This window comes from Halochromatium roseum (genome assembly GCF_016653315.1).
Lineage (GTDB): Bacteria > Pseudomonadota > Gammaproteobacteria > Chromatiales > Chromatiaceae > Lamprobacter > Lamprobacter roseus.
Map to the genome: position 1 here is coordinate 1 of NZ_NHSH01000015.1, position 25,862 is coordinate 25,862.

Sequence of the window (25,862 nt, forward strand, 5' to 3'; positions counted from 1 at the left end):
GGCCGTGCTGCGCCTAGCATAAGGAAAATACCGAGAAAAACAGCGTTTTTTGCCAAAATAGCGTCATTTTTCGACCCTGAAGGGGATCAGAAGGCGATTCTGTTCGTTAAGTCCGACAGGCTGCTAGAGAGGTTATTCGAGCGCTTGCGCGCGCTGCGCTCGTCGCCCGTGAATGCGCGGGACATCGGCGATTTAGGTGAGTTGGTCAAGCTTGCACGCGAGGTGGGTGTGCTGTCCGTTTATGAAGGAACGGAAGATCAGGTGGAGCGTTTCAAAGTGCCGGATATCTATCTGGCGGGACTCGGCATAACCTGAATCTCACGCGATCCTTTTCCGAGGTGGCGCCGCGCCATGTGCATTAGGGTGCCGACGCCGTTTGCTCGATGCGGGCGAGGAGGGCGTCGATGTCGGCGCTCTGGCTGGGCTTGAGGCGCTTGGCTTCGGTGAGGGCGGCCTTGGCGGGACCGGCCTGTTTCAGATGCAAGTAGGCCATGCCGAGGCCGATGAAGGCGCCGGCGTTCTGATTGTCGCTGCTGATGGCTCGTTGGAATTGATCGATGGCGCTGCTGTAGTCCTGGCTGAGCAGGTAGGCGCCGCCGAGACGGGTGTAGGCGAGGCTTGAAGAGGGGTCGGCGGCGATCGCCTGGTTCAGGGTGGCGATGGCGGTCTGGGTTTCGCCGCGCTCGAGCTGTGCTTCGGCCTGCTTGATCAGGGCGCTAACGCTGTTGGCTGGGTTGGCGGGGCTAGCAGGACTGGCGGAGCTGCCTGGACTGGCGGAGCTGCCTGGACTGGCGGAGCTGCCTGGACTGGCGACCGGGCCGTCAGGGCTTACTATGCTGGTTGGGCTGGTTGGTCTGGTTGAGCTTGCTGCGCTCGCTGGGGTCAATTCAGCGATGCCTTGTTCCGTAGCCAAGGCGATGGCCAGCGTGAGGACGGTACCGGTAGTGATCAGTCGCAGTGCGTTGTGCATGGCGTTATTTGAGGGCAGTCTTTGGAGCGGCTGTCTTGGACGGTGAGTCGCTCTACTGCGCCGACCCAGTGGTCAAGCGATCAAGCGCAGGGGAGCGTATCGGTTTCGGCCAGCAGGTGCTGGCCGCTGTCAGTGCTGGCCTCTGAGCCTGTGATCCCTGAGGGCCAGCAGCGGCTGGAGGGTGGCTACTTCAGCGCCCCCTTGCCGTAACGCGCCTCAAAGCCCTTGCGCACGGTCTCCAACTGCTCCTTGTTCATGCCATTGAAGTACCAGTCGTGACCCTCGATTGGCTTGAAGTGCTCTTCCAGTAACGCGACGGCGTATTCATCGTTGCCGTCTTTCTTGATCACCACGTCCTTCAGTTCTGGAATCCACTTGAAGTAGGTGTGCTGGGCGACCTCGTACATGCCGTGCCACCAGGTGTAGTCGGGGCCGCTCATCGAGGCGCCATGCCGCGCGCGACGGCCCTCGTGATGCCAGATCTCCCACCAGGTCCATTCGATCTTGTCATCGAACGGGGCCGGGGTGATGTAGCCCTTCTCCTTCAGGTCGGCCATGGCGGCGGCGATCGGTTTGGCGAACTTGTCGTTGTAGAGATAGACCACGTTGTCGAACTGCTCGTAGTGGCCGTCGATGACGCTCTTCTCGTGACAGGCGTAGCAGATGTCTTCCATCTTGCCGCGACGATCCTTCCAGGTCAGCACCTCGACCACGGTGGAGTCTTTAGCGGCGTCGCCAACGGCGGGGATCGGTTGGCCCTCGGGTACGTCGAATTCCTCGCCATTCTCGAGCTTGACCAGGTTGATTTTGGTCGAGATCGGCGGCCGCAGGGTCCAGGAGATGCGCTCGCCGACGTTATGGGTCGAGGCCTCGTGCGGCGATGCACTCATGTGGCAGGTCGAGCAGGTGGGAGCGGCGCTGTAGTCGATGCCGGCGACCCACTTGTCCGACTCGAGATTCATCTCGTCGACCTTGGCGCGGTAGATGATGCCGTGCTTGGACTCGTTGTAGACCTCGATCTGCGGATGGTCGGGGCCGACATGGCACTTGCCGCAGGTATCCGGCGTGCGCGCCTGGGCCTTGCTGAAGCGGTGGCGGCCGTGGCAGGCGGTGCAGGAGCCGAGACTGCCGTCGGGATTGATGCGGCCGATGCCGGTGTTGGGCCAACTGCCGGCCAGCGGGCGACCTTTGTCTTTGCCCTCGGTGATGAATTCGAGCTCACCGCCATGGCATTGCTTGCAGCCGGCGTTGACTGCGGCCGGGCCGCCGACCACCTCGCCGAGCAGGTTGTCGAGCGAGCCGAGTATCTGACCGGCCTTGGCGTGATGCGAGCCGTCCATCTCCTCGAATTCCTTCTCGTGGCACTTGGAGCAGTCCTTGGGCGTGACGACGATCGAGACGTAGGTTTCCTCGTGGCGCCAGGCGTCGACATCCCCTTCTTCGGCTTGGTGGCAGTCGAGGCAGGTGACGCCGTTCTGGCCGTGCTGGCTATGGTTCCACTCCCAGTACAGGCCCGGATTCTCGCCCATGTGGCAGTCGACACATTCTTGACCTTTGGGATCACCCCAGTCGACACCGGGCTGGCCAGCGGGGCGGATGGCTTGGGCGTTGGCGGCGACGAGTAGGCCAAAGACGGCGACTAGCAGGTAGCCGAACAGGCCGGCGCGCGGGCCTGAGCGTGTTCTCGACATGGTGCACTCTCCTCGATCTTGTCTGGCGATCATGACTGGCGGTCATGAGCAGCTGGATGGCGCGCCCCTCGCAGGTTCTGGCGCTGGAGTGGGCGGCGGTTCGAGGCCCGTGCTGGGCGGCATCCTCAGCGAGGTGAGGCTGTCGTCAGCGTTGGTCTCTGAGGTCATGCTGTGCGAGCAGGGGCTTGTAAACCTTGATCCGTCTCATGAATGGCCAGTGGGCCGGTTCAGAACCCCGGTAAATTGACGGATATCAATGATCGGCGCGATAACCAACCGTGCTTGAGCAGCATCGATGGGCCGACCGGGTCAGGTCTCGACGTTTCGCAGCAGCGCGTGACTGGTTGCAAACGCCGCTCGAATCCTCTTTGATGCAGCCTCGCATGGTCGGGCCAGCGGTTGCGCGATCAGCTTGAGTCTGTTCGATAAGCGGATAAGCGGATGAGCGGATAAGCGATGACGGAAAAACTGGTCTTTGAATTCGTCACCCTGTTTGTGGTGCTGGAGCCGTTCGGGATGCTGGCGGTGTTTCTCGCGGTGACCGCGGGTCTCGAGGCTGGTCAACGCCGCAAAGCTGCGGCGCTCGCGATCCTGTACGCCTTCGCCGTGCTGGTGTTTTTTGTCGTTGTCGGCGAGCTATTGCTGATCCAAATGGGCATTCCGCTGCGGGCCTTTCAGGTCGCTGGAGGCTTGTTGCTGCTTCTGTATGGGATCGAGATGAGCCTTGGCGCCCATGCGCCCGGTACCGGGCCTTCGGCGGCGTCCCATACAGATTCCAGCAGCAGTATCAACTCATTGGCCGTGTATCCACTTGCGATCCCGTCGATCGCAGGGCCAGGGGCGATGTTGACCGTGGTTTTGCTGACTGATAATCGTGAGCACGCTGTGATCGATCAGCTGATCACCACGGCTGTGCTTGGATCGACTTTGTTGCTGTTCTTGCTCATCCTGTTGGCAGCCAGTCCGATCATGCAGGTGATTGGCCAGGGTGGTGCCAATGTGTTGCGGCGTGTGATGGGCGTCATACTCAGCGCGATCGCTGCCAATATGATACTTGGCGCCTTTCAGGAGTGGCTGGGGCTGCCGCCGCTGTAGCCCGAGTTTGAGCAGTGCATGAAGGGCTCCATGCACTGCGGGCCATCGCCTTATAAGATCGGGATCATCGCGTAGCCCTTAGACTGATAGCCAATCTGGGAGACGAAGGTGTTGCCGACAAAGTCGATACCTGGAAGCAGCGTGCCGGGGTCGATCTTGAAGAGCCGGGCGGCGACTGAGCAGGCCTCCATGTGCACATTCGGCTTTGCCTGCAGGGTCTTGATCAGCTCGGCGACGGCCTCGTAGTGGCGTTCTTGATCCAAGGGGATCTCGGCGTGATGGGTGGATATCAGCTGCAGCGATGGCCCGCGGAAGGTGAACACCATCTCAGGTTCGACGCCTTGGCGCTTGAGATCCTCATAGGTCTCGTCCATGACCTTAAGGTAAAGGCTCAGCTTTTCCGGGTTGCCTACGTTGATGTCCCAGGCGATCTTGCCGGTCTCGACGTTGGCGAGCGCCCGGCTGTCGTCGGGCTTGGTGTCAGGCGCATCGGCTGCGAGCGTGAGGGTGCTGGCACCGACGAGATAGCAGGCGGCGAGGCAGAGCGCCCCGGCCTGGAGGCGAAAGTTGAAGGGGAGGGACATCGCAGTAGACCTCTGATGGTTGTTGTCATTGGGGGAAGGGGAGCAAAGCCGCGCCGAGGGTTATGATCGCGCCCGCGCCGAGGCTTATGATCGCGCATGGTGCAACCTGGGCAGCGTTCGTCGCGGCTGTCCTGTCTTGCTCGCGGCGCGTGCCTTACGGTGGTCGACCACTCGCATTATAGGACAGGCTGCTCGGTTTTCGACCGTGCCGTCGCCGGCTTCGAAGAGACGCGAACAGCTGTCATCAGGAGGCCAATGCTGAGATCACGAGGCTGAGATCACGAGGTTCAGATTGAGCCATGGCTTCTAGCGATTCTGAGACAGAGCAGCCAGGTCTAATATGGGAGCTGGTTGCGCTGTCCGATTATCGGTTGCCCTCGGCGCCGACCGCGACCAGTGCACGGCGCGGGCTGTCGTCGCTGAAGCGGCTGTTCGGCCGCCGCCAGCCAGCCCGGCAGGGGCCGGTGAAGAGCGAGGACGAGCTGCACAGACTCGAGCCCGAGCGTCTGGACGCGATCACCAGCCCGATCGATTGGCGCCCCGCCGCGCAATTGTTGCAAGAGGCCCTTGAGCAACGCTCCAAGCTCGATCCGGCTTGGTTCATCATCAGCCCGCCTGCTGCCGGCTATGCCGACCTGCTCGAAACCTGGGCGGCGCAGCAAGCTGTCGCCTGCATCTCGAGCCCGAGCTATGCGATCGTCGCCGGCGATAATTCGGGTTGGCTCGCGGATTTGCCGACTGATGACACCCCATGGGTGTTGCCACGGCTCGAGCGCTGCTGGCTACGCCATCCGGCTGGGCTCGGCTTGGTGCGCGCGCTGTTCGATCGCCTGCTCAGTGGCAAGCTCGGTTTCGGCCTGGTCGGCTGCGACAGCTGGGCTTGGGCCTATCTGCGCTATGTGGTGCCGACGCAGGCTGTGCGCGCCTTGACGCTACAGGCGCTCGATGGCGAACGGCTGGCGAACTGGCTCGGCCAGCTGGCGGCTGGAGGGTCGGCCGAGCTGGCGGCTGGTTCGCCGACGAACTTGCCGACGGGTTTGCCGACGAGCTTGCCGACGAGCTTGCCGACTGGATTGCCGGTTGCGCACGGCCCGCGCCGCTTCCGTCATGCACAGAGCGGCACGCTGTTGTTGGCGGTGAACGATGATGACGAGATCGGGGTCACCAGTGAGCTGCGCTATCTGGCAGCACAATCTCGCGGCAACCCTGGGGTAGCATTGCGGCTCTGGCGCTCGCGACTGCGCTCAGAGCCAGACAAGCCGGAGGCCGTCGAGGCCGAGGCCGATGATGAGTCTGATGCCAAGGCGAGCGAGGAGTCGGGCGAGGAGGCAGGCGGCAAGGCGACTGACAAGGCAGGCGGTAAGACAGACGGTAAGGCAGTCGATAAAGCTAGCGACAAAGCGGGTGATACAGTCGGCGACAAAGCCGGCGATGAAACCGGCGACAGGGGCGGTGACAAGGCCGGCGATAAGCCCAAGGTCGAAACCATCTGGGTGGCTCCGGCGGTCGAGCTTGAGCTGCCGAGCGGTCTGGATGAGGCCGAGGCGCTGATCCTACACGCGCTGCTGCTTCACGATGGGCTGCCGACCAAGGTCGTTGAGGGATTGTTACCGCATGCGCGCTTCCAGACGCACTCGCTGCTGCTGCAGCTCGCTGCCGCGGAGGTGATCCAGTCTGAGCCCGACGGTTGTTGGCGTGTGACGGTGTTCGCCTATGCCGCCGTGCGTAGCTTTCTCGCCGGGCGCCGTTTCTTAGTCGACGCTGTTTAATGCGCTGAGCCAATACCTGGGCCAATACCTGGGCTAATACCCGAGCCAACACCCATGGATACTGAAACGATCAACGCGCTCTTCCGTCGGCTCGATACCGGCGCTCTGCTTGAGCTGACGCTGATCCTGGTTGGCGCTGTCGCGCTGATCCTGCTGGTGCAGAAGGCGCTACCCTGGCTCGCTAACCGGCTGCATGGTAAGTCCCGGCATTACTTACTGGCCTTGGTGCCACTGTTACGCCTGATCATCGTCATCGGCGCCTTCCTACTGGCGGTGCCGACCCTGATCGAACCCTCGTTGCAGAACATGGTCGCGATCTTTGGCTCGCTTGGATTGGCGCTCGGCTTCGCGCTCAAGGACTACGCCAGCAGCCTGGTCGCCGGCATCGTCGCGGTTGGCGAAGCGCCCTATCGTAATGGCGACTGGGTACAGATCGGCGATACCTATGGCGAGGTGACCTATGTCGGCATGCGCGCGGTCAATCTGGTGACGCCGGACGACAACCTGGTCAGTATCCCACACGCCAAGCTCTGGACCGAGCCGATCTCGAACGCCAACAATGGCAGCCCGCAATTGCAGTGCACCGCGGACTTCTATCTGCACCCCATCCACGATGGCGCTCGGGTTCGCGAACTGCTCTTCGATGTCGCACTCACCAGTCCGTACCTCGCGCTCGGTGAGCCGATCGCGGTCGTCGCCGCAGAGCAGCCATGGGGCACCCGCTACCGGCTGCGCGCCTATCCGATCGACGCGCGCCAACAATTTCGCTTTGCTACGGATCTGACCTTGCGCGCTAAGGCTGAGCTGTTGCGCCAAGGCTTTAGAATGGCCGCCGTGCCCGCGCGACCGGAGTCGGCCGGGGTATCAGGCTAGCGAATGCGCGCTAAGAAGGCGTCTACCAACGGCTTCCCGATGTGAACACCAGTGTCTGGCAAGCATCAGGGAGTAGAAAATGGACGGCTGCTCAGCACAGCTGGTGGTGCGGGATGAGCCGCGTTTGCGATGGGCTGTTAACCGCCGGTCGCATTCATGTGCCGAAAGATCACCGGCTTGGCCTCGAGATTGAAGTCGTGGCCTTCGGGCTTGATGGCCATGGACTTGATGATGGCGCGCTTGACCGCCGCATCATCGAGCGGGTTGGCGCGGAGCACGCGGCGGAGATCCATCGAGTGTTCTTGCCCGAGGCAGAGCAGCAGTCGTCCCTCAGCGGTGACACGCACGCGGTTGCAGCTACCACAGAAGTTGTGGCTATGTGGTGAGATGAAACCGACGCGGGTCTCGGAGCCGGCGACGCGCCAGTAGCGCGAGGGGCCGCCGGTCTGTTCAGTGGTCGGAATCAACTCGATGTGCTTGGCGAGGTCAGCACGAATCTGCTCGCTCGGATAGAAGGCCTCGGCCCGGTCGTGCTCGCCGATCTCGCCGAGGGGCATCTCTTCGATGAAGGCGATATCGAGTCCGCGCTCAAGCGCGAAGCTCACCAGGTCGACGACCTCGTCATGATTGCGATGCTTGAGGATGACGCTGTTGAGTTTGATGCGCGCAAACCCGGCCGCGCGCGCTGCTTCGATACCGGCGAGCACCTGCGTGAGGTCGCCTTTGCGGGTAATGGCGCGGAACCGCTCGGGTTGCAGCGAATCCAGACTGATATTGATACGGGTGACACCGGCGGCCTTGAGCCGATCGGCAAAGCGTGGAAGCTGGGTGCCGTTGGTGGTGAGGGTGAGGTCTTTGAGGCCGGGCAAGGGTCCCAGTGCCTCGAACAGCGTGATCACATCGCGCCGGACCAGCGGCTCACCGCCGGTGACGCGGAGTTTGGTGACGCCAAGCTCGGTGAAGCAGCGGCCGAGTCGGGCGATCTCTTCCAGCGTCAATACCTGCGCTCGGGGCAGGAAGGTCATGTCCTCGGCCATGCAGTAGACACACCTCAGATCGCAGCGGTCGGTGACCGAGAGGCGGACATAGGTCACGTGGCGGCCGAAACGGTCGATCAGGGCAGGGTGTTCGGTGAACATGCGGTCAGGCTCTTAGGGCAAGCAGTGATGCTATTAAAGATGATTAGGGTGCTGAACGGCTAGGATGCCCGCCAGGGCTTCGTTAGCATTGTCGCTGATTCCGCGAGGTCTGGTCGAAAGACAAACAAACAACAACAGCAAACTAGGGGATTAGATGCAAGGGGATAGGATGCAAGGGGATTGGATGCGACAACTGCCATCGTGCATGCTGACCCGATGACGGCGCTGCAACAGCTCATCGACGGTCTGACCGACAGCTACTGGGAGCTGTTAGTCGGCTTGCTGGTGCTGGCCTTCATCTGGAAGATCGGCTCCTTGGTGGTCGGCAAGCGGCCGCTGGCAGAGCATCTGCCGCTCACGACGGCACTGCTGGATGTGATCCTGTTGCCGCTGTGGGTGATCATCACCAGCGGGCTGTTGCGCTATGCGCTGCGAGCCTTGGAGCTGCCGAGCTTGATTGATCCGGTCGACTGGTGGACCGACTTCTTCGTCTACCTGACCGCCGCTTGGGCGATGGGTCGCGTGGTCACGGTCGTTGCCAAGCAGCGTCGGCGGCGGAAGAATCGCAACGAGCATATCCCGAAGCTGATTGAGGCCTTGCTCTATGTCACCGTGATGCTGGTGGCGGTCGGGTTGTTCATGTGGCAGCAGGGCTATTCCTTTACTGGTGTCTGGGTCTCGACCGGTGTCGCCGCGGGCGTGATCGGCCTGGCCTTGCAGCGCACCCTCGGTGATCTGTTCGCCGGGGTCTCGCTTGGGATCGAGCGGCCGTTCCGGATCGGCGATTGGCTTGAGCTGCCGGAAGAGAAGCTGGTCGGCCAGGTCGTTGACCTGAATTGGCGAGCAACCCGGCTCAGGGGCTGGGATAACGCCACGGTCGTGATCCCGAATGGCCGCATGGCGAGTGCGTCGCTGAAGAATTATTACAGCGACCACCATCTCTATGCGCCCTGGTATTTCGTCAGCATCCCGGCCGAGGTCTCGCCGCGCTTCGCCTGCGCCCTGCTCTTGGATGCGGCGATGCGCTGCGATAGCGTGCTGAAGTTTCCAAATCCGGTCGTGCGTCTTTCCGATGCCTCGAAGGTGCCTTATAGCTATATGGTCTGGGTGCATCTGAAGAACTATCCGTCGATGTTCCGAGCACGCGAAGAGCTCTATCGCGAGATCCATCTGGGTCTGCAAGAGGCAGGCATCGAGGTCTCGCCCGAGGTGACCGAGATGCGCACGCGCCGTGCGCACACCAATCGCGCCGAGCCGCCAACGGTGGCCTTGGCCTTGCGCAGTCTTGATGTCGCCGGGGTGCTGAATGACGACGAGCTGAATCAGCTGGCCGCGCGCAGCGAGTATCGGTATTTCGATGTCGGCGACCAGATCTTGGCCGAGGGTGGGGCTAGCGATGCCTTCTACGTGATCATTGGTGGCCTAGTCGACAGTGCAATCCGACTGCCGGATGGCTCGCCGAAGGTGGTGGAGACGCTCGGGCCGGGCAAGCATTTTGGCATCTCGGAGATGCTCACCACGCAGCCGAACTTTCTCGAGTTCATCGCCAATACCGATGTGACCCTGATCCGGATCGACCTTGATGCGGTGCGTGAGCTGATTGCGAAGCGCCCGGAGCTGGGTGAATACCTGGCCAGTGTGGTCAAAACGCGGCTTGATGCGGCTGATGCGGCGCGGGTGGCGAGCCGACGCCCGGTGCGGCGGCTGTCGCTGCGCGATGTCCGCGATGGGATCGAGCGGCGTCTCCGTGGACATCGAAGTGAGCGTCGGGGTTAGACTGCGGATCCGATGTCTACGGGCCTAACGCACAGGATTGGTCCGCCCCGCGCTGCAAGCGGAAAATTGCTGATCAGCAGAAGGCAAAGGTTGCGGCCATGGCTTCGGTGAGGCGGCCGCGCCGAGCGGGCCGCCTAAGATGGGCTTCGCTGAGCTTGAGTGGGGCTGATTCGATCCCGCCCCGCCCCGCCCGGCGTTATTCCTGTCCTTGCTCCTGCTCCTGCCCCTGAAGCCTGTCGAGCCTCGCTTCAAGCGCGTCGATCTGCTCACGAACCGACTCGGGCAGCGAGTCCTTCAGTTCGATGAGCTTGGTCATCAGATCTTCGGCTGAGGTTAGGTTGTTCTTCTCGAGGTAGGTCTTGACCTGTCCGACCATGTCCTGCGCTTCGGTGTCAGCCTGTGCGCTCAGCATCTCGGCCTGATCCCTAGCCATGCCGGCGGCCTCAGAGAGGGCGTCCATGGCTTGGCTGCCGGCCTCAGCAGCGCTATCCATGGCGGCCTGTGCCTTCTCCCTGACCGCGTCCATGTTCGCGCTGCTGCCTTCGCCCGCGGGTTCAGTTGAGCTCTCGCCCGTGGGCTCAGCCATGCCTTCGTCGCTGTTGCCGCCGTCGCCACAACCGCCGAGCGTGAGCAACAGCGCTGCAAAAGCGGGGAGGATCAATCGAGTGTTCATAGGGTTGCTCCTTGATGTATTGATGGATGTGTTGATGGGAGGTAGGCAGCCAACCCTATCGCAGTCACAAGATTGCTGCATCAGGATTCGCCGGGTTTCCTCGCTTGAAATCCCTGGCCGCTTTCTATAGCGTCTGTCGGCGTCCTGCTGGGGGTGCCCGCATGCCTGGGCTGAGAGAGTCCCCTAATCACCTGATCCGGTTCGTACCGGCGGAGGGAAGCCAGGTCGAGCCGCGGTTGAACTGCCGGCTCGTGTCGGTTCCTCGCACGCTGGTTCGCCATCGTTCCTAAGGAGCCGTTATGAGCGCTATCCCAGAAGCCTTCATCGAGACTACCGCCCGCTTGTCCGATGAGGTCACCCGCCCGTTTCCCGCCTCGCGCAAGTGCTATGTGACGGGCTCTCGGCCCGACCTGCGCGTGCCGATGCGTGAGGTCGAGCAGACGCCGACCCTGACCAGCGACGGCCGCGAGGAGAATCCGCCGATCTATGTCTATGATACCTCCGGGCCTTACTCGGACCCGGCGGCGCGGATCGATCTGATGGCCGGCCTGCCGGAGGTGCGCAGCGCTTGGATCGAAGAGCGCGGCGATACCGAGTTGCTCGATGGCCCCAGCTCCGGCTTCGGTCGTCGCCGCCAGCAGGACCCAGCCTTGGCCTCTCTGCGCTTTGAGCACATCCGCACGCCGCGGCGGGCGAAGCCGGGCTGCAACGTCAGTCAGATGCACTACGCGCGCCAGGGTCTGATCACGCCCGAGATGGAATACGTGGCCATCCGCGAGAACCTGCGGCTTGATGAGCTGCGCGCTGATCCGCGCTACGCGAAGCTGCTGCGCCAGCACCCGGGCCAGTCGTTCGGCGCCAAGCTGCCGGAGCAGATCACGCCCGAATTCGTCCGCGCTGAGATTGCTGCCGGCCGCGCCATCATCCCGGCCAACATCAATCATCCCGAGCTCGAGCCGATGATCATCGGCCGCAACTTCCGGGTCAAGATCAACACCAATATCGGCAACTCGGCGACCACCTCGAGCATCGAGGAGGAGGTCGAGAAGATGGTCTGGTCCGCACGCTGGGGCGGCGATACCCTGATGGACCTCTCGACCGGCAAGAATATCCACGAGACGCGCGAATGGATCTTGCGCAATGCACCGATGCCAATCGGCACCGTGCCCATCTATCAGGCGCTGGAGAAGGTCGAGGGCAAGCCCGAGGAGCTGACCTGGGAGCTGTTCCGTGACACCTTGATTGAGCAGGCGGAGCAGGGCGTCGACTACTTCACCATCCATGCCGGCGTGCTGCTGCGCTACATCCCGCTGACCGCCGATCGCCTCACCGGTATCGTCTCGCGCGGCGGCTCGATCCTGGCCAAATGGTGCCTGGCACATCATCAGGAGAATTTCCTCTATACCCATTTCACTGAGATCTGCGAGATCATGAAGGCCTACGACGTCGCCTTCAGCCTGGGCGATGGACTCCGCCCAGGCAGCCTCGCCGACGCCAATGACAAGGCCCAGTTCGCTGAATTGGAGACCCTCGGCGAGCTGACCAAGTTTGCCTGGGAGCAGGACGTGCAGGTGATGATCGAAGGGCCGGGGCACGTTCCCATGCAGATGATCGAGGAGAACGTGACCAAGGAGCTGAAAGACTGCTTCGAGGCGCCGTTCTACACCCTCGGCCCGCTGATCACTGACATTGCACCGGCCTATGACCACATCACCTCCGGCATCGGCGCCGCCAACATCGGCTGGTACGGCACCGCCATGCTCTGCTACGTGACGCCGAAAGAGCATCTCGGCTTGCCGGATAAACAGGACGTGCGCGAAGGCATCGTCACCTACAAGATCGCCGCCCATGGCGCGGACCTCGCCAAGGGTCTGCCTGGCGCGCAGCTCCAGGACAATGCGCTCTCGAAGGCGCGGTTTGAGTTTCGCTGGGATGACCAGTTCAACCTCTCGCTCGATCCCGATCGCGCGCGCGAATTCCACGATCAGACCCTGCCGCATCAATCGCACAAGGTCGCGCACTTCTGCTCGATGTGCGGCCCGCACTTCTGCTCGATGAAGATTACTCAGGATGTGCGCGACTATGCCAAGGCGCGCCAGCTTGAGGATGCCGAGGTGGCGCTGGAGGAGGGGATGAAAGAGAAGGCGCGCGAGTTCTTGGAAGAAGGGGCGCGGATCTATCGTGAGGTTTGAGCGCGACCTGCTCCGTGCTCGGCGTTTGATGGCGCCACCAGCGCGGTGCTGAGCCATTGTGAAGGACGGGGTGTTGCTGTCGATTGACGGGGCTTAACTGCATGACATGGATCACGACCCTCTTTCCGCTCTGGGCGCTGCTCTTCTCGCTGCTCGCGTTTTGGCAGCCGGAGTTCTTTGCCGCGGGCAAACCGCTGATCGTGCCGCTGCTTGGCATCGTGATGTTCGGCATGGGCATGACCTTGACCTGGCGGAGTTTCGGCGCGGTGCTGCGCCGCCCGGGGCGTGTTGGATTGGGGCTTGTGCTGCAGTATCTGGTGATGCCGTTTGCGGCTTGGGCGGTGGCCCTCGCGCTTGGCTTGCCGCCGGCCTTGCTGGCCGGGCTGGTGCTGGTCGGCGCGAGTCCAGGCGGTACCGCCTCGAACCTGGTCTGCTATTTGGCGCGTGGTGACTTGGCCCTCTCGATCACCTTGACCACGGTCTCGACACTGCTGGCCATCGTCGCAACGCCCTTGCTGACCTGGCTCTATGTTGGCGAGCGGGTGCCGGTGCCGGTCGCCGCCATGCTGTTCTCGATCGTTAAGGTCGTGCTCTTGCCGGTGGCTCTCGGGGTGCTGATCAACAGCCTGTTCGGACGGCGCTGGTCGGGTTTCGCGCGCTTGCAGCTGTTGTTTCCGCTGCTGTCCGTGGTGGCGATTGTCGCCATTATTGCCATCGTCGTCGGGCTGAATCAGGCCAATCTCGCGACCATGGGTTGGTTGATCGTGCTGGCGGTGGTGCTGCACAACGGCATCGGGCTGGCTGCGGGCTATGGCTTTGGCTGGCTGGCGACGCGCGACGAGCGAACCGCGCGCACGCTAGCGATCGAGGTTGGCATGCAGAACTCGGGGCTGGCGGTGGCCTTGGCGGTCCAGTATTTCTCTGCCGCGGCCGCGCTGCCGGGCGCCTTATTCTCAGTCTGGCATAACCTCTCTGGCTCATTGCTGGCGGCCTGGTGGTCGCGGCGACCGCCGCTGGGATGCGCAAACACCCGAGAATGAAGAGATCTGATGCGCTGGTTACTGGACGCTAATAGACTGTTCACGGCGTCCCGGCTGATGCCTTTTCGGTGCATAATGCGCTCTTACGGCGGCGGTGTGCCCTCCTTCTCTCGGCGTCCCCCCGAGCACCGTTCCCCTCTCTCATTGATCCTTGATGTCTGGTCATTGGCACCCTGTTGCCGTTGGCCTTGGAGCTATCTGTCCCGTGACCGAGCAATTGCGCAATATCGCCATCATCGCCCACGTCGATCATGGCAAAACTACCCTCGTCGATGAGCTGCTGTCCCAATCGGGCACGCTCGGCGATCGCTTCGGCCCGGTCGAGCGGGTCATGGACTCCAACGATCTCGAGCGTGAGCGCGGTATCACCATCCTGTCGAAGAACACCGCGATCGATTGGAACGATTACCGCATCAACATCGTCGACACCCCCGGCCATGCCGATTTCGGCGGTGAGGTCGAGCGCGTGCTGTCGATGGTCGACTCGGTGCTGCTGTTGGTCGATGCCCAGGAGGGGCCGATGCCGCAGACGCGATTCGTCACCAGTAAGGCGTTCCAGCATGGGCTGCGGCCAATCGTTGTCGTCAACAAGATCGATCGGCCCGGCGCGCGTCCGAGCTGGGTGGTCGATCAGGTGTTTGATCTCTTCGATCGGCTTGGCGCGACCGACGAGCAGCTGGATTTCCCGATCATCTATGCCTCGGCGATCAATGGCTATGCGGGCCTCGATGAAGATGTGCACGAGGGCGACATGACGCCGCTGTTCGAGGCCATCGTTGAGCACTGCCCACCGCCGGAGGTGATTCCTGACGCGCCCTTTCAGATGCAGGTCTCGACGCTGGACTATTCGAGCTTCGTTGGCGCCATCGCGGTGGGGCGCATCCGTCGTGGTGTCGTGAAGCCGAATCAGCAGATCATGGTGATCAAGCGCGATGGCCGTACCCATAAGGCCAAAGTCGGCCTGGTCTATGGCTATCTGGGCTTGGAGCGCTTTGAAGTGCCGAGCGCCCATGCCGGCGATATCGTCGCGCTGACCGGCATCGATGCGCCGAATGTTTCCGATACGCTCTGTGATCCGAACGCGGTCGAGGCGCTGCCGTCGCTAACCGTGGATGAGCCGACGGTGTCGATGACCTTCCAGGTCAATACCTCGCCATTCGCTGGCAAGGAAGGCAAGTACCTGACCTCGCGTCAGCTCAAGGACCGGCTCGAGCGCGAGCTGATCCACAACGTCGCGCTGCGGGTGGAGGAGGGCAATGATCCAGAGAAGTTCCGTGTCTCCGGCCGCGGTGAGCTGCACCTGTCGATCCTGCTCGAGAACATGCGTCGTGAGGGCTATGAGCTGGCGGTCTCGCGCCCGGAGGTGATCTTCCGCGAGATCGACGGACAGATCTGCGAGCCTTATGAGCAGCTGACCGTGGATGTCGATGAGAACAGCCAGGGCTCGATCATGCAGGCGCTCGGTGAGCGTCGCGCCGAACTTAAGGATATGGTGCCGGACGGCAAGGGCCGGGTGCGGCTCGATTACGAGGTGCCTTCACGCGGGCTGATCGGCTTCCAGACCGAGTTTATGTCGCTGACCTCGGGCACCGGGCTCAAATACCATGTCTTTGATCATTATGGTCCAGCGCACTCGGGCGGCATCGCCAAGCGCCGCAATGGCGCGATGATCTCCAATGCCCAGGGCAAGGTGCTCGGCTATGCGCTGTTTAATTTACAAGAGCGCGGTCGGATGTTGGCGGCGCCGGGTGATGAGGTCTACGAGGGGCAGATCGTCGGCATCCATTCGCGCGATAACGATTTGGTCGTCAATCCGCTCAAGGCCAAGCAGCTGACCAACATTCGTGCTGCCGGCTCGGATGAGAATATCCTGCTGACCCCGCCAGTGCGTTTCAGCCTGGAGCAGGCGTTGGAGTTTATCGAAGACGACGAACTCGTCGAGATCACCCCGACTGCGATCCGTATCCGCAAGCGTTTCCTGAAGGAGCATGAGCGCAAGCGGGCCGGGCGAGGGTAGATGCAACTTTTGGAGTTCGGACTGCGGTTTTGTTTGAGTTCATGGTCTACACTGAGGTTCATGGCGCGGTTCATGGCGCTGTGCCACCCCAGGATATGAGTCGTGTGAGATTCAAGGTAACAGGCGTGATGAGTCAGTCAACTAGTCAACCTTGGCCGATCCGAATTGATCGACCAGCGTTGGTCAGTCCTGGCTACTGTGCTTGAGAGACCGTGAACGCTAGACAGGTGCTATAGGCAAGGATTTTTGTGGGTTTGCGATGCGACGATTGCTGTCTATAACCCCTGTCTGCCTGTCTCTCGGTGGGGTTTGGCGAGGTCTCCGTTGGGCTTTGACGGCAACCCTGTTGGTGCTTGTGCTGGCGCTATTGTCTGGTTGCGTCATCAACAGATCGCGTTACGATACCCCGCAGATCCCGGTGTCGGATCAATTCTCTAATGCGCTACGCGGCGATCGTACGATATGGGACCCGAATCCCGAGGAGGCAGCGCTCGCCTTTTGGTGGCGGTTGTTCGATAACGAGGATCTGAATCGGCTGGTTGATCGCGCCATCGCCAATGATCCTGATCTTCGCATTGCTTCGCAGCGCGTCATGCAGGCGCTGGCGCGGGCTTCTCAGGCTGAAGGGGGGCGCCTGCCTGAGGTACAAGCGCCGGCACGGTATGAACTCGAAGCACCCGATGGAGGCATCGGCGCGCGCGCGCGCGGCGAGGACATGGAGGTCGGTGAAACCTACCAGGTTGGCCTGCGCGGCGATTGGCGGGTTGATCTCTGGGGTGAACTCAAGTCCCTGGCTGAGGCTGCGGACTATGAGCTTTGGCGCGCGGTCTTTGATTACGATGAGCGCATGCGGCAGCTGACCAGTGATGTGGTCAGAACCTACGTCGATTATCTAACGCTGAACGATCGCATGCAGGTGGCTGTCGAGACCGAGAAGGTGCTCGACAACATGCTCAATGGCATGCTGGAGCGGCTGGAATCGGGTGATGCGACCCTGATCGATGTCGATCAGCAGCGTACAGCGGTCAAAAGTGTGCAGGCCGACATGCCCGCCATTGCCTTGGAGCAGATCCGGGTCAAGAACCGGCTCGTGGCGCTGCTTGGCGGGTTGCCGGACAGTGTCAGCTTGCCAGGCTACGGACTGAGGTCGTTGGAAAAGCCAGGTGTCAAGCCGGGCGTGCCGGCTGCGCTGCTCTTGCAACGGCCTGATGTCAGGGCTATCGAGGCGGGGCTGCTATCGGCTGACGCCAATATCGATGTGGCGCGGGCGCGTGTGATGCCTCCGCTGGATCTTACTGGCGAGTTTGGTTTCGGCAGTGAGTTTCTCGAAGAAGTCTTCATGCCGCATACCCTCTTTATGCGGTTTGTCGCCAATTTATCGGCAACGGTGTTCGACGCGGGGCGGCGACAGCGTGAAATCGACTATTCGCGTGCGGTCTATGAGGAACTGCTGGAAACCTATGTCAGAGTGATTTATGGCGCCAGTATCGAAGTGGAAGGTGCGCTCTCGTCGATTGATCAGACCCAACAGCGATTAGATCTTCAGCAAGAAGCGACCAATGCCGCGCAGCGTGCTTGGTCAAACAGTCAAGAGGCCTACCTTGGTGGGGTGCTTGATTATTTGACCTGGCTTGATACGGCAAGGACCTATCATCGCAATCTCGACGACTTACATCGCTTCAATGGCGATCACTATCAGGGCTATGTCGACTTATTCTCCGCGCTGGGTGGTGGAGCACCGCTACGCGCGCCTTTGCCGGGCGATGGCCATCGCCCGCGTCTTGATCTAGCCAGTGCGCTGGCGAGCGATCTGCCGCCGCTGACGATCACCTATCGGTGGCCGCCGAGCGATGGTTGGTACAGGAATAAGCCGTCACGGAAAAAGCGAGGCTTTTCAATCCCTGGTCTGGGGGCTAAGGATGATCAGGATGAGCAAGCGTGGTTGGTGAGTCTGTCGGGAATCCATACCCGTGAAGGTGTCGAGGCGACCTGGCGCGATCTGCAGACGCGCTTCCCTGCTCAGGTCAATGGGCATGCATTGCTCGCGCTCAATCCGATCCCGACGCTGCCCCCCGAGGACGAGGCGGCCACTTGGTACCGGCTTGCGGTTGAGCCGTTTTCGCAGAAGCAGCAGGCGGAAGCATGGTGTTTGAACCTGCGACGGGCGCAAACGCGCTGCTCGGTCGACGCCTATGATGCCACTGCGGTCATTGTCGGACGTTTTCCCTGGCCCGATCCCTCCGTTCCTTACCCGCCTGCCGGAGATGGAAGGGTACCGGATCAGAATACGAAATGAAGGGGTCGCCTCGCCAGCTCAAACTGACGCCACGTCAGCGACAGATTTTGAGCTTGCTGTGCAAGGGTAAGGCCAATAAGGAAATCGCCAACGAGCTTGAGATCAGTCTCGGCACGGTTAAACAGCATATCGCGGCGCTGTTTAAGCGCATGAATGTGCAAAACCGCAGTATGGCAGTCGCTCAGGGCAAGGATCTGCTCGCCGAGGAGCCTTCCTCAGAGGCCGTTTCAGCCACGGCTGATTTTGCTGATCTCGTTGATACAGAAGGCGTCGGGGAGGTGCTGTTGATCCGCCGCCCCTGCATTGTGCTCGCCTTCGCAATCCCGCCCGCGTTAGAGCCGTTGTCACGGCAGGCATTCAGTATCCTATTGAAAGAAGTGGCCGTTGATGCCCGTGCCTTCCCGCTGGCGCGTGGTGAGCAGGGTGGCATCCTGCTGTTTGGGATGCGCTCACCCTCGGTTTGGGATGCGATCAGGGCATTGCTGTTGCTGCGCAATCTGCGGGATCGGCTCGAGGAGCAGGGGGGGTTGGACCCGGCTGTCCTCACCGCTGCCCTCGATTGCGGGATGGCGGTGATCAGTATCGATGCGCGTGGGCGTTGGACGGGCGATACGGTCGCAACCCCGGTGATTGCCGTCACGCGTCGCCGACTGGGTCAGTGCCGGCCAGGAACACTCGGGCTTGGTGACAAATTTCTCCGTCTTCTTCAGGTCTTTCACGGCATTGAGCCAACGGCCGTCGAGAGTCCACTCAGACTAGCGAGCGTTGAGCGGCTTCTGAGTTTGGATTTCACCCTCAAGGCTGAGCAACCGTTGTATCCCTCCCAGTGGCAGCGGTTGACCTCAGTGCCGGGTGCGGGGCCGTCCGGGGTCTGTATCCAGTTGCTGGGGCGTCAGGGGATCGGAAAATCCCACCTGTGCCGGTCGCTCGTGGCATGGGCGAGAACCCAGGGCGGCATGGCGCATTACTTGCGGACGTTCCCCGAGGCGCGGGCTGGCGCGCTCTACGATGCCGATACCGGCACTCCGACGTCGGTAAAGGCCGCGGTCGGCGCTGATGGCGCGGCTGCGGAGGCGGGGCAGCGGTTGTTGGTGATCGACGATGTGGACCTGCTGATGCCTGCGAGCCGAGAGGTGCTGTTGGCTGAAGTCCTGCTCTTGCGGGGCGCTGGTTATGGGGTCGTGCTGACCGCGCGTGCGTCTTTCTCCGATGCGCTTGAGGCGGTTGCGCTGCCTGGACTCGATGCCGCGGGTCTGGAGCAGTGCTTGTCCAGCGTGATGGCCGGTGCCGCAGACTCAGGCCGGCGGCCGCGACCGCCGAATGATGCGGATGCGCAGGCGCTGCTCGAATCCACGCAAGGCGTGCCGCTGTTCGCCTTGGAGTGGTCTGCCGATCTACAGCAGCCCATGAGCCTTCCCGTGTTGCTCGCTGTCGCCAGTGAACTCAAACGTTATCAATTGGATTGGCGCCTGTTACAGGTGCTGAATGAGGCGCGTGCGCCATGCACGTTCGAGCGCCTTCAAGCGCTGACGGCGATGCCCCGACAGGAGATCGAGGGTCAGGTGCACGCAGCTGTGGGTGCCGGCTTACTGCAGTTGTCGGAAGCCAACGAACCGCTGGATCTGGACACAACGCCTGCATCCTGCGGGTTGGCCGGGAGGCGCCGGGTTGGTTTCGCGAATGCCCTGGTTCAGCAAGGGGTTGCGGGGATTCTTGTCTAACGCTGAGGCATCGATACGACAATGCTCATGACAACAGACAGGACAGAAAAGACGACTCAAGAAAGGTCGACTCCAATCAAGCCGGCTCCAAACAAGCCGGTCGGGGCGATCACGCAGTTGCTGCGAAATCCTGAGTTTCGTCAGGTGCTGCTCGGGCTTGCGGTGAGCGCCTTTTTGTCGAACCTGCTGGCGCTCGCTCTGCCGTTGGCCATCCTGCAGATCCTCGATCGCGTCATCCTCAATCAGGCACTCTCGACGCTGACCTTCTTGGCGATTGGGCTGGTCCTTGCGCTTCTACTAGAGCAGGCACTGCGGCTCGCTAATGGCGTGATTACTAATTGGTTGAGCGCACGCCAGGAACATCAGTTGACGATGCAGATGACCCAGCATCTGTTTCAGGTTCCACTCAGAGATTATGAGCATGAAGAGCCGAGCGCCTATGCGGAAAAGCTCCGCAACGCGAGCCGGGTTGCTCGGTTTCATTCTGGGGAGGCGGTGCTTGGCTTATTGGATCTGCCCTTTGTCGCGCTGTTCCTGATCTTGATCGGGCTGATTGGTGGCGTCCTGGTTGTCTATCCGCTGGCGATCATTCTGATCATCGTCCTCATCATGGCGCGCTACGCACGCGACGGCAGCTTGTTGAGTGCGGGCCAGGTTGGGCAGGAGGATCGCCGCTCCGGCTTTTTGTTCGAGGTCTTTTCCGGGATTCATTCCGTCAAGGCAATGATGATGGAAAACCTGATGTTGCGACGGTACGAGCGGTTGCAGCGCGCCACCTCTGAGGTCAGCGAACTCAGCGCCGATATCGATAGCCGGGTTGATCGCGTTGGCCATTATTTTTCCCAACTGATGGTCGTTGGCATCATCTTTTTCGGCTCCTGGTTTGTCATGCGAGGCGTGATGACGCCTGGCGGATTGGCCGCCTGCCTGATCCTGTCGATGCGGCTGATGCGGCCATTGCGGCGCGCTCTGAGTGTGCGGACTCAGATCAACGCCTTCCAGCAAGCCAGCGAGCGCTTAGAGGCCTTGCTCGCGTTGCCGATCATCGATGACACCAATAAACCCTCGCTGCCGCCCATCACCGAGGGCCTCGAACTGCGCGATGTTCGGCTTCAATATCGCGATAAGCCGTTGTTTGAGCATCTTAACCTGCGCTTACCCAAGGGCGCCTGCATCGCTATCCAGAGTGACAGCGGTACCGGAAAGACCGCTTTGCTGAATCTGCTGTGCAGTGCTGAGCAGCCAGATGGCGGCGAGGTGCTCGTCGATGGCCAGCCGCTGTCGCAGTTTGCGTCCAGTTCGGTACACACGCGTATCGGTTTGCTGCCGCAATCGGCCCAGGTGATTGCCGGAACCATCCTCGAAAATCTCACCATGTTCGACGAGACGCTCAATGCTCGCGCGCTTTCGCTCGCGCGCGAACTCGGGCTGGATCACTTTGTCGCTGGCATGAAGTTTGGCTATGAGACCCGTTTGGGCGAGCTCGGCAATGAAATCCTGTCTGGTGGCACCCGTCAGCTGATTGGTGTTGTGCGGGCGCTCGTGCATGAGCCGGATGTGATTCTGTTCGATGAGGCGAATGTGTTCCTCGATATGGACACTGACCAAACGGTGCGCCGGTATCTGGAAGCCAACCGCCAGCAGCGCACCATTGTGATGGTGACACACCGACCTTCCTATTTGATGCTGGCTGATCAGATTTATCACTTCGCCGATGGCGCCCTCGTTGAAGGTGCGCCGCCTGAGCTGCCATTGCCCGAGCTGCGCGAGGAGCAGGCGCTCAGGCCCGCGTCTGCCTCTGATCCCGCAGTGATCATGCAGCAGCGCTTCACTGAGCAGACCGACCTATCGCGCTGTCTCTTGCCGCTGCTTGAGGCGCTGGGCTGGCATGGTCGCTTGCGCGAGTTGGCGGAAGCGCTGCCACACTTCGACAAACAGATTGATCTCTCTGGTTTTTTTTCAACGCTAGTTCATTTGGGTTATCGGCCGGCGGCGATCGGTCGCTTGCGGGGGGTACCGGACGACCGTTTGCTGCCCTGTCTGTTGCTGCCCGAGGATGAGCACAGCTGCCTAGTGCTGGGCCGCGACGCTGACGGCCTGCTGAGAGTCCTTGATGGCGCAACGGGCGTTGAGACCAGCGTTCAATCCCTGGCGCAGCGTGGCGAGTATTATGCCTTTGTGGCGGAAGCCGACGATGCCCGCGACGAGGGTAACGGGCAGTGGATTGGTCGCATTGCCGACCGCTTCAAGCGCCATCGTCGCATCATTTTGGTGGTCACCCTGTTATCGACGGTGCTGAGCCTGGCGCCACCGTTATTCGTGCGTGCCACCTGGGATTTCGTCATCCCGGTCGGTGATTTTTCGGTTGCCATCAGCATGGTCGTTGGCGCACTCATCGCCGTCTTGCTCGGCTGGATACTGAGCCTGTCACGAGGACGCTTGCTCGCGTTCATCGCTGGGCGGGCCGATTATCTACTTGGCATCAACCTGACCCAGCAGTTGCTAGGGCTGCCTGCGGCAGCGCTCGATAAGGTGCCGGTTGCCAGACAGGTCCGACGGATTCGAGGGTTGGTTCGGTTGCGCGAGTATTTCGTCGGGCCGCTGGCGCTGCTGACGTTTGACCTGCCGGCAACGGCCATTTTGGTGCTGGCGCTGATCCTCATCAATCCCTGGATGAGCGTCTTGTTGCTGGTGTCTGTTTCAGCGTTCGTATTAGCGGCGTGGGTCGCTATCACGAGAAGTCGTTTGCTATTGAGCACATCATCCAAGCAAGTGGCGTCGCGAAACGAGTTTCTCGATGAAATGCTTGCGTCGATGCGAGCCATTCGTCAAACCGGATCACAGGGCATCTGGTTCAAGCGCCTACGCAACTTAAGTGCTGGATCGGTGTTTGCGGGAAGTGAGGAGAATCGTCTCAACCAGTATGTCCGTATGACGGGTCAGATCATCGCTAATTTAACTGGACTCAGCGCCTTAGTGATCTCGGCGTGGTTGGCGATTCGTGGTCAGATTACCAACGGTACCCTGATCGCGACGCAGATCCTAGTCTGGCGGATCACCAGCCCGATGCAGAATCTATTTGTGTCGGCCAATGCAGCGACGCGCATCAAGGAGAACGTTAAACAACTCGACGCTCTGATGCGCCTTACTACCGAAGATGCGCGTGGTGTCAGGCAGTCATTGCGGCCGGAGAGCCCTGGTGCCTTTGATGTGTCCCGCGTGTCTTTCCGTTATTCCAATGATGTTGATCCGTCTCTGCTTGGGGTTAATTTTCGGATTGCGCCTAAGCAGTTCGTCGCCATCACCGGCGCGAGCGGTTCGGGAAAATCGACCTTGCTGAAATTGTTGCTTGGCCTGTATGCGCCTCAGGCCGGCAGTGTTCTATTGGATGACGTCGATATCCGTCAGTTGACGGCAGCGGATCTGCGCAGTCGGATCAGCTATATGCCCCAAAATTGCGACATTTTTTACGGTACGATCGCGCAAAATCTGATGCTTGCCCATCCCGCCGCGACCAAGGAGGAAGTCATTTGGGCGGCTGGGATGGCTGGAATTCTTTCCGATACCTTCGCGGACGGGCTTGATACCCGGATCTCCGGTGGTCGGCTCAATGAGTTGCCAGGCGGGTTTCGGCAGCGTCTATCGCTTGCGCGTGTCATGCTGAAACCGGCGCCCATCGTCTTGATGGACGAACCTGGGACGGGAACGGATAACAAGGGGGAGGCGGCGCTCATGCGCTGCCTGAACTGGTTGCGCGGGCGCGCCACACTGGTCGTCGTGACCGTGCGGCCGGGGCATCTCAGGCTGGCGGATGTCGTTGTCTCGATGCGCAATGCACGCGTCGAATCGGTCGGGCCCTATCAAACGCCGCAAGCGGGTCGCAAGGCAGGTAAGCGCTCATGAAGAACGGTACAGAACAACCGAATGCTGATCAGCCTCCTCTGAAGGCTCAGCTGTCTGGCCGGCAGCGCCGGCTGCTATCGGAAACGGTGCGGATCGAAGAGGAGTTGGTTCCTGAGTTCTTCCGGCCGGTGCTCTACATCATCTCCGCTGTGGTGGTGGCGTTCTTGTTGTGGGCGGGCGTGACCCAGCTAAGCGAGGTGGCTATCGCTCCAGGCTTGATCATTCCAGCAGGCAAGATCAAGACCGTGCAACATCTCGACGGCGGCATCGTCGATTCCATCGAGGTTGAAGAGCGGCAACTGGTCAACGAGGGTGATCTGCTGCTCACCATCGACGGCGCGCAGGCTGAAGCCGATCAACTGCAGATGCGCGCACGGCTCGTCGCACTGCGTCTCAGAGCTGAGCGTCTGCAGGCCTTCATCGAAGACCGGCAGCCTAACTTTTCAGAGTACGCAGAAACCTATCCGGGTCTGGTTGCTGATCAACGTGCCATTTTTCTAAGCCAGACAGCGACTCGCGACTCGACGCTTGAGATTCTTGAGCGGCAGATCGATCAGCGTGAGCGCCGGATCGGTCAGCTTAATGACGCCCTTACCACCGCCAAAGAGCATCAAGCCTTGACCGGAGAGCTCTTTGCGATGCGCGAAAAACTCGGTCAGCGAAAGCTCGTCGATCGCACCACGGTGTTAGAAACCCGGCGAGCTCAAGTGACGGCGGAGGGTGAAGTCTTGCGTCTGACGGAAGAAATCGACTTAGTCAGCGAGGAGCTCGCTGAAACGGAAATGCGACTAATTGATACGCGTAATCAGCTCGAGCGCGATGCGGCAAACGAGCTTGGCAACATTCGCGCTGAAATTGCCGAGGTTCAAGAGACACTTCAGCGACTTGACGCTCGGGTTAATCGGCTTGAGGTGGTTTCACCCATTACCGGATACGTGCTCGATCTGAGAGTTCAGACGATTGGGCAAGTGATACAGCCGGGCGAGATCTTGATGCAAATCGTTCCTGACAGCGCTTCGCTAGAGGCGGAAGTCCGTATCCAGCCGCGTGATATTGGTTATGTTGAACCTGGCCAACCGGTCAACCTCCGCGTGAGTGCTTACGACTACGCTCGTTATGGCTTCGCCAAGGGAAATCTCAGGCGGATTGCTGCCTCCAGCATCGTCGCCGACGATGGTGGCGCCTATTTTCTGGGCTGGGTCTCGCTTGATGAGCCTTATGTTGGCAATAATCCCGGCGCCTATCCGCTACGGGTTGGCATGGCCGTTGATGCGGAAATTATCACTGGAAAGAAGACCTTGCTTGGATACCTAGCCAAGCCGGTCGTCGACGGCCTATCGCGTGCCTTCAGGGAACGCTAGCGCCTGATGGCTAGCGCGTTCCGCGCGGTTTTATAACCTTTGGCTAGCTAGCCGGTATCGACACGGGGCCCTATCCTTGAGCAGTGAGGAATAAAACGACAAGGGTTGGTGATATCCATGGCCGAGCCGAACAACACACAGCCTGACGAGGCGCCAGAAAACACAACCGACAACGACCAACAGGTTGTGTTCGACGAATTGACAGCGCTTCAGGATGTTGCCGGCTATGATCCTGACAATCCCGAGGAACTGACGTCCCCACCCGGCTCGGAAGGAGGGGATGGGAACGAAAACGTTCTCGTTGGCACCCGTGACAACCTCATTCCCACTGACGAGGATCTCGGCGTACTCGGAACCGGTCCTCAGGTATCCTCAGTTGAGGTCAGAACCAGCGAACCCCCGTTGGAAGACCCTACCACTTCTTCCGGAGAACAGGATCCTGTTCCGCCGGTTGATGCACCCCTCCCTGAGGGAGGCGTTGAATTTCCCACTCCCACCGACGATCCCGATTTTGAGGCGGATCCCGTCGAGTTTCCCGTTGTCGAGCCATTTGGTGCTGGCGAAGACTTTGGTGAGCCGGTTGATTTTGTAGATTCTGATACTGATACGGACACCGACACGGATACCGACACGGATACCGATACGGACACGGATACCGACACGGACCTCGAAGGTGCGTTGGTTGCGCACCGGCTGGGCGCCGGGACCGATGCTGACCTGGTTGCCAGTGATGTAATGAGTGTCGGTGGCGGGGTCGTAGCT

The 25,862-nt window shown here is 60.9% G+C and carries 18 protein-coding genes and 1 riboswitch; of the genes, 13 read left to right on the top strand and 5 right to left on the bottom strand.

Annotated elements, in window-relative coordinates; translation table 11 throughout:
- Positions 1-315, top strand: a 315-nt coding sequence (locus tag CCR96_RS02070; RefSeq protein ID WP_201215740.1) for a hypothetical protein, incomplete at its 5' end; no start/stop codon positions are given.
- A 43-nt stretch (positions 316-358) separates the two neighbouring features.
- On the opposite strand, the gene CCR96_RS02075 is transcribed toward CCR96_RS02070, so the two are convergent.
- Positions 359-970, bottom strand: a complete 612-nt coding sequence (locus tag CCR96_RS02075) for a tetratricopeptide repeat protein (protein WP_201215744.1) — start codon at positions 968-970, stop codon at positions 359-361.
- A gap of 185 nt (positions 971-1,155) precedes the next feature.
- Positions 1,156-2,661 (bottom strand): multiheme c-type cytochrome, encoded by a 1,506-nt coding sequence (locus tag CCR96_RS02080; RefSeq protein WP_201215748.1) that lies wholly within the window; start codon positions 2,659-2,661, stop codon positions 1,156-1,158.
- 456 nt (positions 2,662-3,117) lie between these two features.
- On the opposite strand from CCR96_RS02080, the gene CCR96_RS02085 reads away from it, so the two are divergent.
- Positions 3,118-3,756 carry a MarC family protein gene (locus CCR96_RS02085; RefSeq protein ID WP_201215752.1) on the top strand — a complete coding sequence of 213 codons (639 nt, stop codon included), beginning with the start codon at positions 3,118-3,120 and terminating at the stop codon, positions 3,754-3,756.
- Positions 3,757-3,806: 50 nt separating this feature from the next.
- Here CCR96_RS02085 and CCR96_RS02090 read toward each other — a convergent pair whose 3' ends face one another.
- On the bottom strand, positions 3,807-4,340 hold the full coding sequence (locus CCR96_RS02090; RefSeq protein WP_201215755.1) for a DsrE family protein: 534 nt from the start codon (positions 4,338-4,340) through the stop codon (positions 3,807-3,809).
- Positions 4,341-4,639: 299 nt separating this feature from the next.
- On the opposite strand from CCR96_RS02090, the gene CCR96_RS02095 reads away from it, so the two are divergent.
- Both CCR96_RS02095 and CCR96_RS02100 read left to right on the top strand, forming a co-directional pair.
- The gene (locus CCR96_RS02095) at positions 4,640-6,109 is read left to right on the top strand and encodes an antitoxin (RefSeq protein ID WP_201215760.1); all 1,470 of its coding nucleotides are present in this window, start codon (positions 4,640-4,642) and stop codon (positions 6,107-6,109) included.
- A 54-nt stretch (positions 6,110-6,163) separates the two neighbouring features.
- On the top strand, positions 6,164-6,982 hold the full coding sequence (locus tag CCR96_RS02100; protein WP_201215775.1) for a mechanosensitive ion channel family protein: 819 nt from the start codon (positions 6,164-6,166) through the stop codon (positions 6,980-6,982).
- Positions 6,983-7,119: 137 nt separating this feature from the next.
- Here CCR96_RS02100 and moaA read toward each other — a convergent pair whose 3' ends face one another.
- Positions 7,120-8,121, bottom strand: coding sequence for a GTP 3',8-cyclase MoaA (moaA, locus tag CCR96_RS02105; protein ID WP_201215780.1), 1,002 nt, complete (start codon positions 8,119-8,121; stop codon positions 7,120-7,122).
- A gap of 180 nt (positions 8,122-8,301) precedes the next feature.
- Here moaA and CCR96_RS02110 point away from each other — a divergent pair, with 180 nt between their 5' ends.
- A complete protein-coding gene (locus tag CCR96_RS02110) occupies positions 8,302-9,897 on the top strand; it encodes a mechanosensitive ion channel family protein (RefSeq protein ID WP_242518357.1) in 1,596 nt (531 codons plus the stop codon).
- A gap of 196 nt (positions 9,898-10,093) precedes the next feature.
- Here the strand turns inward: CCR96_RS02110 and CCR96_RS02115 are convergent, their stop codons facing one another.
- The gene (locus CCR96_RS02115; protein ID WP_201215783.1) at positions 10,094-10,570 is read right to left on the bottom strand and encodes a hypothetical protein; all 477 of its coding nucleotides are present in this window, start codon (positions 10,568-10,570) and stop codon (positions 10,094-10,096) included.
- A 139-nt stretch (positions 10,571-10,709) separates the two neighbouring features.
- Positions 10,710-10,805: riboswitch (TPP riboswitch) on the top strand.
- A gap of 64 nt (positions 10,806-10,869) precedes the next feature.
- Between CCR96_RS02115 and thiC the strand changes: the two genes are divergently transcribed.
- From thiC to CCR96_RS02155, 8 genes are all read left to right on the top strand, one after another.
- Positions 10,870-12,762 carry a phosphomethylpyrimidine synthase ThiC gene (thiC, locus tag CCR96_RS02120; protein ID WP_201215787.1) on the top strand — a complete coding sequence of 631 codons (1,893 nt, stop codon included), beginning with the start codon at positions 10,870-10,872 and terminating at the stop codon, positions 12,760-12,762.
- 101 nt (positions 12,763-12,863) lie between these two features.
- Positions 12,864-13,802: a bile acid:sodium symporter family protein gene (locus tag CCR96_RS02125; RefSeq protein WP_201215791.1), complete on the top strand. Its 939-nt coding sequence runs from the start codon at positions 12,864-12,866 to the stop codon at positions 13,800-13,802.
- Between the two features lie 205 nt (positions 13,803-14,007).
- A complete protein-coding gene (gene typA / locus CCR96_RS02130; protein WP_201215808.1) occupies positions 14,008-15,819 on the top strand; it encodes a translational GTPase TypA in 1,812 nt (603 codons plus the stop codon).
- Between the two features lie 259 nt (positions 15,820-16,078).
- Positions 16,079-18,115 carry a TolC family protein gene (locus tag CCR96_RS02135; RefSeq protein ID WP_242518358.1) on the top strand — a complete coding sequence of 679 codons (2,037 nt, stop codon included), beginning with the start codon at positions 16,079-16,081 and terminating at the stop codon, positions 18,113-18,115.
- Positions 18,112-19,836, top strand: a complete 1,725-nt coding sequence (locus CCR96_RS02140; RefSeq protein WP_201215814.1) for a helix-turn-helix domain-containing protein — start codon at positions 18,112-18,114, stop codon at positions 19,834-19,836. The genes CCR96_RS02135 and CCR96_RS02140 overlap by 4 nt, the downstream gene beginning before the upstream one ends.
- 117 nt (positions 19,837-19,953) lie before the next feature.
- The gene (locus tag CCR96_RS02145; RefSeq protein ID WP_201215822.1) at positions 19,954-23,739 is read left to right on the top strand and encodes a peptidase domain-containing ABC transporter; all 3,786 of its coding nucleotides are present in this window, start codon (positions 19,954-19,956) and stop codon (positions 23,737-23,739) included.
- Complete coding sequence (locus CCR96_RS02150) at positions 23,736-25,100, top strand: HlyD family type I secretion periplasmic adaptor subunit (RefSeq protein WP_201215825.1); 1,365 nt, start codon at positions 23,736-23,738, stop codon at positions 25,098-25,100. Before CCR96_RS02145 ends, CCR96_RS02150 begins: the two co-directional genes overlap by 4 nt.
- 117 nt (positions 25,101-25,217) lie before the next feature.
- Positions 25,218-25,862: hypothetical protein (locus CCR96_RS02155; RefSeq protein WP_201215828.1), on the top strand; the 645-nt coding region annotated here is incomplete at its 3' end.